The 10,000-nt window shown below is 60.3% G+C and carries 9 protein-coding genes; 4 read left to right on the top strand and 5 right to left on the bottom strand.

What is annotated here, in order from left to right; genetic code table 11:
* Nucleotides 1-706, bottom strand: a 706-nt coding sequence (locus LDL37_RS10665) for an EF-hand domain-containing protein (protein ID WP_290797865.1), incomplete at its 3' end; no start/stop codon positions are given.
* Nucleotides 707-1,018: 312 nt separating this feature from the next.
* On the opposite strand from LDL37_RS10665, the gene LDL37_RS10660 reads away from it, so the two are divergent.
* Complete coding sequence (locus tag LDL37_RS10660) at nt 1,019-1,741, top strand: hypothetical protein (RefSeq protein WP_290797862.1); 723 nt, start codon at nt 1,019-1,021, stop codon at nt 1,739-1,741.
* Nucleotides 1,742-1,998: 257 nt separating this feature from the next.
* Entirely contained in the window at nt 1,999-2,754 is a 756-nt protein-coding gene (locus tag LDL37_RS10655) for a prephenate dehydrogenase/arogenate dehydrogenase family protein (RefSeq protein WP_290797859.1), read from the top strand.
* A gap of 36 nt (nt 2,755-2,790) precedes the next feature.
* Here the strand turns inward: LDL37_RS10655 and LDL37_RS10650 are convergent, their stop codons facing one another.
* On the bottom strand, nt 2,791-2,964 hold the full coding sequence (locus LDL37_RS10650) for a hypothetical protein (protein ID WP_290797855.1): 174 nt from the start codon (nt 2,962-2,964) through the stop codon (nt 2,791-2,793).
* A 4-nt stretch (nt 2,965-2,968) separates the two neighbouring features.
* Nucleotides 2,969-4,792, bottom strand: coding sequence for a cation:proton antiporter (locus tag LDL37_RS10645; protein ID WP_290797868.1), 1,824 nt, complete (start codon nt 4,790-4,792; stop codon nt 2,969-2,971).
* Nucleotides 4,793-4,979: 187 nt separating this feature from the next.
* Here LDL37_RS10645 and LDL37_RS10640 point away from each other — a divergent pair, with 187 nt between their 5' ends.
* Nucleotides 4,980-7,109, top strand: coding sequence for a M13-type metalloendopeptidase (locus LDL37_RS10640; RefSeq protein WP_290797852.1), 2,130 nt, complete (start codon nt 4,980-4,982; stop codon nt 7,107-7,109).
* Between the two features lie 66 nt (nt 7,110-7,175).
* Here LDL37_RS10640 and LDL37_RS10635 read toward each other — a convergent pair whose 3' ends face one another.
* Nucleotides 7,176-7,412: a hypothetical protein gene (locus LDL37_RS10635; protein WP_126424093.1), complete on the bottom strand. Its 237-nt coding sequence runs from the start codon at nt 7,410-7,412 to the stop codon at nt 7,176-7,178.
* 284 nt (nt 7,413-7,696) lie between these two features.
* Between LDL37_RS10635 and LDL37_RS10630 the strand changes: the two genes are divergently transcribed.
* Nucleotides 7,697-8,305: a WHG domain-containing protein gene (locus LDL37_RS10630; RefSeq protein WP_290797848.1), complete on the top strand. Its 609-nt coding sequence runs from the start codon at nt 7,697-7,699 to the stop codon at nt 8,303-8,305.
* 326 nt (nt 8,306-8,631) lie between these two features.
* Here the strand turns inward: LDL37_RS10630 and hisS are convergent.
* Nucleotides 8,632-10,000 (bottom strand): histidine--tRNA ligase (gene hisS, locus LDL37_RS10625; protein WP_290797846.1); only part of this gene is annotated, 1,369 nt, incomplete at its 5' end.

Genomic DNA, 10,000 nt, shown 5'->3' with positions numbered 1-10,000 from the left:
CCATGGACTGCATCCACTGAGCCGTCAGGGCGGCGAGCTTGGCCGCAGTGCCCTCATCAACGGTCGTACCTGTCGCCGACGACGCGGTGTCTTCGCTTTCAGAGGTCTGAGCAAACGCTTCCATAGGCGGAGGCGGCGGGCCTTCGGCGCGCATCTTCTCATCAAATGACGATTTCTCGCTCTCGGTGACCGAGCCGTCGCCATCGGTATCCATCTTTGAGAAGAGTTCGGTGAGGCGCGCGGTTTTGTCGGTGTCTTCCGTATCTTCGGTTTCATCGCTCTCAGACGAGGCCAGCATTTCATCGAGACTGACCGAACCGTCCTGATTGGTGTCGAGTTCGTCGAAGGTCGCTGGTTTCTGGCCACCGCCTCCGGCCGCGCCACCTGGCGGCGGACCCATGGGCCGACCCTGCCCGCCTTCCTGAGCCTGCAGCATGCCGCTCATCGTTTGTGACGACATCTGGCTCTGGAAGAAACTTAGGCCTTCCTCTTCGCTTACAGAGCCATCGCTGTTGCTGTCCATACTGGCAAAGCGTTCGGCGATCTTCGCACTGTCTTCTGTGCCGCCCTTGCCTTTCGTCTTTTCGCTGGCGGAGGCGGTCATTTCCTCCAGCGTTATACCGCCGTCGCTGTTTGCGTCGATCTTCGAAAACATCTTCGCGTGCATTTGCGACATGGCGGAGGCCGACATTGATCCAATCTGCATCAGTCATCTCCGTTCAAGTACTCACCTGGATTGGCAAGCGCAAAAACGGAAGCAATTCTCAATTAACAAGGCATTTATTTAATAACAATTTCAATATATTACACAATTAGGCGCAATTTTGCCTTACTCAATGCTTTTGACCGCCCCTTCAATACAGCCCTTACATAAATCCGGACAAACTTTCCGCCCGGCAAAAACGCCGGATCGCAGAGGCGCGAAATTTTCCCCTTGCATGTCAGTCACGCCATAATCACACCATCTAAAAATCACATAGAGACCCGACAACAGACCCAAATCGGCGGAACCAGAGTCATGACCCTGAAAAAAACTTTACTTTGCGGCTTTCTGATCACGTGTGTCGCCGGTTCGGCCATGGCGCAGCCCCCGCGCTCGGCTCCGCCGCCCACGGGCGAAGCGCCGCCTGAAATGCCCAGTGGTCGCACCGTCGGACAAGCCGTCTTCTTCAGCCCGTCGGGCGAAGTCTTCAAAGCCCCGCTGAAAGACCCCTACCCCGTTGCCCTATGGTTTGCGGGAGCTGATACGAATAAGGATGGTGCCCTGAGCCCGGATGAGTTTCTGGCCGACGCCCTGCGCTTTTTTGCCATCGTGGACCGTGACGGCAAGGGCGTTATCACGTCGCAGGACAACACCTTCTACGAAACCGAACTGGCCCCCGAAATCACCGGTTTCAGCCCTTTGGTGGCGCAGCCCAAAAACCCGCGGCCCAGTGATGAAAGCGACAAGACGGCGGCCGCCAACCGTTACGTCAAGAGCGTGCAGGGGGCCGCGCAGTTCAGTCTGATCAATGAACCGCAGCCCATCCGCGCCGCCGATGCCAATTTCGATTACCGCATCACGACTGAAGAATGGGCGCGCGCCACATCGCAGCGCTTCCGACTGCTCGACGCCAATAAGGATGGCAAGCTGACCGTGGATGAGTTGCCCAAAACGCCGCTGCAGAAGGGGTTGGAGCAACGCGCCGTCGAGCGCGAAAAGGAACAGAAGAAAAAAGGCGGCCTGTTCGGCGGCTGGTAAGACGAAACGAAATCAATCGTTTAGTATTATTTGAAACGGGTCGCCATGTTGTTACATTGGCAACCTGTTTCATTTGTGTCACCGGAAACTTTCTGGCAATTTTTTGCCATCCCGTGCAAAATCATTGCACACGAAACCCTCAAAACAGCAAAATCCGTCTAATTACACCGCTAAAGCGCGTTTATTCTCGCCGCGTCGGCGTGAACGTGCTAACTGCCCTGCCTTCCAAAAGACCAGAACTAAAAGCGGCGCAGACAGTGAAACAGGTTCATAAACTCGGATTGTTCGGGCTGGGGGCCTTCGGGCGGCTGATCGTGCGCCATCTGGCGCCCTACTTCGACATTCTGGCCTGCGACCCTTCGCCTGAGGCGAAAGCCTACGCCAAACGTCACAATGTCTCACTGGTGTCGCTCGAAGAAGCGGCGGCCTGTCAGGTGGTCATCCTCGCCACACCTATCCGTACGCTAAAGGATCTGGCGGCGAAGATCGCGCCGCACGTCCCCCTTAACGGTCTGGTCATCGATGTAGGCTCGGTTAAGGTCAAGCCGGCGGCCTGGCTTCAGGAAGTGCTGCCGCCGCAGGTGTCTATCCTGTGCACCCACCCTTTGTTCGGGCCGCAATCGGCGCGCTACGGCATCCACGATATGGAAATCGTCGTCTGCCCGGTGCGCGTGCGGCACCTGAACCCGATTGTGCGTTTTCTGGAAAAGACGCTGGACCTGAAGGTCTCGATCGCCACGCCGGAAATCCACGATCGCGCTCTGGCTGCGGTGCAGGGCCTGACCCACATGATCGCCAAGGTCTTAAGCGGCCTTGAGCCCCTGCCGCGTGTGCACACCACGCGCTCCTACGACCTGATGATGCAGGGGGTCGGTCTGGTGCAGGGCGATTCCGACGAGCTGTTTATGTCGATCGAACGCGATAATCCGTTCGCGTCCGAAATCCGCAAGCGCTTCTTTGCCGAGATCGACAGCCTGCGTGAACGACTGGAAGCGCACCGTCAAGCGGATTGATCGCTGCCTTGCCCGCAGCCACGCGCCTAAGCTTTGCTAGAGAAGGTAAGGTTTTGCGTTCCATGCGATCACGTCTTCCGCTGACATCCGGACATAGGTTACATCAGGTGCCGAAAAAGCAGCGACCAATTGCGCTCGAAGCGCGGTAAAGGCTGCGTCTGTCAGGTCCACACCCTCTTCGTCGCTCCATTCGCCGTTATAATCAGTCATCTCCCTACCCCTCTACCGCCCTGATACTGCGTTTGGTGGTGCGCAGGATGCGCGGGACGCGGCCGTCAGGGGCGTATTTGAGCAGGTCCTGACGGAATTCATCGCGCTTTTCATGCACCGAAGCCAGCACCAGCCCCATCGGTACGCCCAGATCTACCAGCGTATTTTCCGCCAGTTGCAACGAGGCCTCGATGGTTTCCGGCACGGCGTCGGTCACGCCCAGTCCGTAGAGTTTTTCGGCGTGGTTGGCGTCACGCGCACGGGCGATCAGGCCGACATCCTGACGCACCTGACGCACGGCGGTGACCACGGAGTCGGTAAAGGCCGCATTTGACACCGTGACCACCACGGCGCGCACATTGTCGATGCCCATACGGTGCAGCATGTCCGGGTGCGAGGCGTCGCCGTACCAGGCTTCGACCCCGTCCTTACGCGCCCGTGACGCCACCCGCGCATTGGCGTCGATTACGGCGAATGAGATGTCGTGGCGTTTCAGCATGTCGGCCACAAGCTCACCCACACGCCCATAGCCCACCACCAGCACATCGACCTGTTCGGAGACATGCGCCGGGGCGACGCTGGTCGCCACCTCCGCCGCGGCGGTCTTGCGGTTGAAGCGCGCCCCGATCCCGGCCAGCAGCGGCACCAGGAACATGCTGACAATGGCCGAGACGATCACCGCGTGACCAAAACCAACCGGCACCAGCTTGCGCCCCACGGCCTCATCAATAATCACGAAGGCAAATTCCCCGGCGGGCGCCAGCACCAGCGCCGCCTCTACCGCCCCGCGCCAGCTCAGGCCAAAGCCGCGCGCCAGAGGGGCCACAACGGCCACCTTCAGCAGGATCAGGCCGAGCGTCAGGCCCAGCACCAGCACGGGCTCAGACATCACCGCCGCAAAATCGAGACGCGCCCCCACCGTCACGAAGAACAGGCCCAGCAGCAGGCCCTTGAACGGTTCCACCATCATTTCGATTTCGCGCCGGTACTCGGTTTCGGCCAGCAGCACCCCGGCGATAAAGGCGCCCAGCCCCATGCTTAAGCCCGCCCATACAGCCAGTTGCCCTGAGACCAGCACGACGAGGAAACAGGCGGCCATAAACAGTTCCGCGCTCTTGGCCATGGCCGCCGAACGGAACAGCGGCCGCATCAGAAGACGTCCGCCGATGACCAGCAGCGCCATCGCCACCACCGCCGGGATGAGGGTCAAAAGCCCGCTGATGCCGAACGAACTGCCGCCCGACGCCAGCACCACCACTGTGATCAGTATGGGCGCGACGGCCAGATCCTGCGCCAGCAAGACGGCAAAAACACTGCGCCCGGTCGGCGAATTGAGGCGTTTGCGTTCGGCCAGCACCGGCATGACCATGGCCGTGGACGACAGAGCCAGCCCCATACCGACGGCCACCGCCCCGCCGAGGCTGCGCCCGATCAGCAGGAACAGGCCGGTCAGGACGGCTGCGCTGAGAACAATCTGAAGCACGCCCAGACCAAAGACCATGCGACGCAGCGCCTTCAGACGCTCCCAGGTCAGCTCCAGCCCGATGGAGAACAGCAGGAAGACGACGCCCAGCTCCGCCAGCTGATGCACGTCCTGCGTCTGCGAAATCGTGAAGACGGACAAAAACGGCACAAGGTCTTCAAGCCGCCCCAGACCGAACGGCCCCAGAAGCGCACCAACCAGCAGAAAGCCCAGAACCGGCGACACGCGAAAACGCAGGAAGAAGGGTACGAACACCGCCGCGGCTATCAGAAAGGCGATCCCTGACGATGACGTGCCGGCGTGCGCAACCTGCTGCGCGCTGCCTTCAGGCAGAAGATTCGTCACCAAGGCGATTTTCCCTCATCTCAAAACAACCGATTTCCCTTGTCGGTCAAGGTGACCCATGCCACGCGATTATGAAAGAAAATTTATGAGACGCGCGGCAAAAAATGCGCCATCTTACCGCCTCGTTGCAAATGAACCCATCTGCCAACCAAAAACCGCAACCGCATCCTCTAGTCCCGGAAACACCATGCGTAAAACTATCCTGCTGACCACGGCCCTTTCGCTCAGCCTCTTCACGGCAGCGGCGCAGGCCGAAGATCGTACCTGCCTCGACGATCACTGCTTCCTGCAAAGCCTCTCCTCTCTCGATTCGCTGGGCCTGAAAGCGGACACCCTGACCGGCGGTGATACGGGTTCCGACTCGACCGTCGCCCAGACGTTTGGCACCTGGGGTTTTGACGTGAAGGGCATGGATACCTCGGTCAATCCGGGTGACAACTTCTTCCGCTACGCCAATGGCAAGGCCATCGACGCCATTGTCATCCCGTCCGACCGCACCTCTTACGGGGCCTTCGCGGCGCTGCGTAACCTGTCGGACAACCGTCTGAAGGCGATCATCGACGAACTGGCGGCCAAGCCCGGCCTGACCGGCGACGACAAGAAGATCGCCGACCTCTATAACTCGATGATGGACGTCAAAACGCGCAACGCGCTCGACATCGCGCCGCTGGCCCCCACCCTGACCAAGATCCGCGCCATCAAGACCAAGTCCGACATGGCCGCCTATATGGGCGGCGTCATGGGTCAGTTCGGTTCGTCTGTCTTTGCCCCGGCCATCTTCGATGACCAGAAGAACCCGCAAATCAACATCCTCTACATGTTCCAGTCGGGCCTGACCCTGCCGGACCGCAACTACTATCTGGAAGACAGCTTCAAGGAGAAGAAGGCGCTCTACGAAGCCTATGTGACCGACGTGCTGCGCATGGTAGGCTATCCGGACGCGGCCAAGACGGCCAAGGACATCGTGGCCTTTGAAACCGAAATCGCCAAGGTGTCGTGGACGCGCATCGAAAGCCGCGACGACGACAAGACCTATAACCCGATGACGGCCAAAGAGATCGCCGCCTTCGCGCCGGGCTTTGACTTCCCCACCTTCTTCAAGGCGGCCAAGCTCGACAAGGCGAAGAAGATCGTCGTCGCCCAGAACACCGCCTTCCCCAAGATCGCCAAGGTCTATGCCGACACGCCGCTGGAAACGATCAAAGCGTGGCAGACCTTCAAGACGGTCAATGAGGCCGCGCCCTACCTGTCCGAGCGTTTCTCGACCCGCGCCTGGGAATTCAATTCGCGCGACCTGTCCGGTGCCAAGGCGCAGCGTCCCCTGTGGAAGCGCGCGATTTCGGTGACCGAAGGCTCTCTGGGTGAAGCGCTGGGCAAGGCCTATGTCGAACGCTACTTCCCGGCTGAGTCCAAGGCGATGATGGAAAAGCTGGTCGGCGACCTGAAGACGGCGATGGGCAAGCGTATCGACGGCCTCGACTGGATGAGCGCCGAAACCAAGGCCAAGGCGCACGAAAAGCTCGGCAAGTTCGGCGTCAAGATCGGCTATCCGGACAAGTGGAAGGACTATTCGGCGCTGGAGATCAAGGCCGGCGACCTGTTCGGCAATGTGGTGCGTTCGGGTGAGTTCGAATGGGCCGACAGCCTGAACAAGCTGGACAAGCCGGTCGATCCGCTGGAATGGGGCATGACACCGCAGACGGTCAATGCCTACTATTCATCCACCCGTAACGAAATCGTATTCCCGGCCGCCATCCTGCAACCGCCCTTCTTCGATCCGAAGGCCGATGCGGCGGTCAATTACGGCGCCATCGGCGGCGTTATCGGCCACGAAATCACCCACGGCTTCGACGATCAGGGCCGCAAGTCCGACGGTGACGGCGTGCTGCGCGACTGGTGGACGGCCGAAGACGCGGCCAAGTTCGACGCCAAGGCCAAGGTCTTCGGCGCGCAGTACGACACCTATGAGCCCGTTCCGGGCGCCAAGGTGCAGGGCGGCCTGACCATGGGCGAAAACATCGCTGACCTGGGTGGCGTGCTGATGGGCCTGACCGCCTATCGCCTGTCGCATCCGGACGGCGGCCCGGTTCTGGACGGCTTCACCGGCGATCAGCGCGTCTTCTTCGGCTTTGCCGGCGTCTGGGCCTCCAAGTACCGCGAAGACGCCATCCGTCAGCAGGTCGTGTCCGATCCGCACTCGCCGGCCGAATTCCGCGTCATCGGCCCGATGCGCAATATCGACGACTGGTACAAGGCCTTCGGCGTCACCGGCGGTAAGTATTACCTGAAGCCGGAAGACCGCGTCCGCATCTGGTAAGCCGCATCGCTCAGCCCGATCTGAAAGCCCTCCGGTTTGCGCTGGGGGGCTTTTTCGTGTTGGGTATCAATCCTTATTGGGGAAGCAAATGCCCGCGATGCGCAGCACGGCCCCGACGGCCAGCAGGAAGCCGCCGATCTCGGCCTGATGGGCGTAGCGGGTGAAGTGACCGGCCATCTCGTTGGCATAAGAAACGCCACCCTGCAACTGACCCAGCACAATATAGATCATAACCAGCGGCGCAAAGGCCAGCGCACCACCCAGCACCATCATTGTGCGCGAAGACGATTTAAAACGAACCATGACGAACACCCTTCGTCTGAATATCCGCGCCCTGAACGACCCGCGCGTGGGGTAGAAATCTGATGAGGTATGGGCGGAACCGGGGGACACCGGCCCCGCCCTTTCCCCTCCGGAGCGGAACTCCGCCCCCGGAGTATTCCGATCCGATCCATGAACAGCGCTTTCGCGTGGGGACATGATGTGCTATGAACGCCGTTCACAATTGTGTTGTTGCATAGATTTGAACATTGTTCAATATTAAAATGAACGATGTTCAAATTTTTTATCGTCAGGTTCCGAGTAGAATGTCCAACGCTCCCACCGCTACGACCCGCCGCCGCGAAGCTCAGTTCGAAGCGCTGATGCAATCCGCTGAAAAACGCATCTGCGAAAACGGCGTGGGCGCGCTCAAGGCACGCGAACTGGCGGCAGACATCGGCGTGGCGCTGGGGGGGCTTTATAATATCGTCGCCGATATGGACGACCTGATGCTGCGGCTGGCGCAACGCACCATGGTCAGGCTGGATGCAGCGCTGGAGGCCGGCGCGGCCTCAGCCACAGCCGAGCGTCCCGTCGAGGTACTGGAAGGCATCGCCCTGGCCTATTACGACTTTGCGCGGCAGAATCTTCAGCTGTGGCGCGCCCTGTTCGAAATGCGGCTGAAAAATCCCGCCCTGCCCGAATGGAATATTCAGGCGCAATTGGGCCTGTTTCGACATATGAACGCGCCGATGACCGCGCTTATGCCTGCGGCGTCTGAGGCCGAACGCATACTGGTGGCGCGCACCCTGTTTTCTGCGGTGCACGGCATTGTGTTTGTCGGGTTGGAGGAGCGATTGATCGCCGTGCCGCAAGAGGCGCTGGCCCAGCAAATCCGTTGGCTGGTACGCGCCGCGTGCAAGGACCTGAAATAAGGGAAATTGACATCGGCGTCAAAACTGGCGCTTCGCCAGCCCTGGAAACAACAAACGAAAAGAGGCCCGGCATGGGGGATAAGCAATGCCGGGCCTCTTTCCTTGTTAAGCAGGCGTTTCCTCCCCGAAACGCCGGGAACTGACTTCATCTCTCTGGCGAAGTTCCGTTCTCTTGAGACGGAGAAAACAGTTTTTTGAGGGCCATGTCAACGCTTTTATTACGCGGTGTCAAAAATAATTTTAACTAACGCAGTTGTGTCAAAAACCCTAAGAAGGGTTAACGTTTTTTGACAGCGCTGACACGGATTGCCGCTGCGTAAATTTATTTACGAATTCACTATGGATTTCAGATGCTTAATGGCCTCAGCGCGGGGCAATGTTACCTGACCCGGACGCGCTTCGCGCCATTCTTTGTTATCCGTGATTTGTGTGGCCAGAAGCCGTCCCTGATCGAGATCCTTGATCGTAACGGTATTATTTGCCAGCTCATCGCCACCCAGCATGACGACAGCCGGGGATAAACGGCGGTCGGCGTACTTCATCTGCGCCTTCATGCCCGAACGACCAAGGTAAACCTCAACCGCCAGACCCGCCGCGCGGATTTCCGCCGCCAGTCGGAAATACTCACCCATGTCCGATTCGGAGAAGGCGATGATGACAATGGGCCCACGCACGGGCTGGATCGCGCCCTCTTCGGCCAAAGCCAGAGCCGCCGCCAGACGCGACACGCCGAACGAGAAGCCGGTCGCCGGGACGCGCTCACCGGTGAAGCGCGCCACAAGATCGTCATAGCGCCCGCCGCCCCCGACCGAGCCGAAGCGCACAAGATTGCCCTTCTCGTCTCGCGTTTCCATCAGCAGTTCGGCCTCGAACACCGGCCCGGTATAGTATTCCAGCCCGCGCACGATCGAGGGATCGAAAATAGCCTCGGCCTCTGAGACACCCAGCCCGGCCAGCGCCGTCGAAATGCGCGACAAGTCCTCAAGACCCGCCTGCCCTTCCGGGGACTCGCTCAATACCGCCGCCAGCTTTTCGAGCACCGCCGCGCGTTCGGCCTGACCGCCCGCACTGTCGCGGCCCGCGGCCACAAAGCCCAGCACGGCCGCTATGGCCTTATCACTCAGGCCCGCGCCCTTGGTGAAGTCGCCCGACTCGTCCTTGCGCCCACCGCCCAGCAGCAGCTCGACGCCTTCGAGACCCAGACGGTCCAGCTTGTCGATGGCGCGCAGCACGCCCATCTGCTGCGCCGGGGAATCGGCCCCCAGCGCGCTCAGCAGGCCATTGAGCAGCTTGCGGTTATTGATCTTAAGCACGGTCGGCAGCGCATTGGCGCGGAACCCGGCCACGGCCAGAGCGATGATTTCCGCATCGGCTTCCGGGCGGTCGGTGCCCACCGTATCGGCGTCGCACTGCATGAATTCGCGCAAACGGCCAGGCCCCGGCTTTTCATTGCGCCACACCGGCCCGAAGGCGTAACGACGGAAGGGCTTGGGCAGGCTGTCCCAGTTCTGCGCCGCAAAGCGGGCCAGCGGGGCGGTGTGGTCGTAGCGCAGCGCCATCCACTGATCATCGTCGTCCTGCAACGAGAAGACGCCGACATTAGGACGGTCGGCGTCGGGCAGGAACTTGCCCAGCGCATCGGCATATTCAAAGGCCGAGGTTTGCAGCGCTTCGAAGCCAAAGGACTCATAGACT

It is taken from the genome of Asticcacaulis sp. (genome assembly GCF_020217185.1).
In the GTDB taxonomy this organism is placed as follows: Bacteria; Pseudomonadota; Alphaproteobacteria; order Caulobacterales; family Caulobacteraceae; genus Asticcacaulis.
This window is presented reverse-complemented; position numbering and strand designations above follow the sequence as displayed.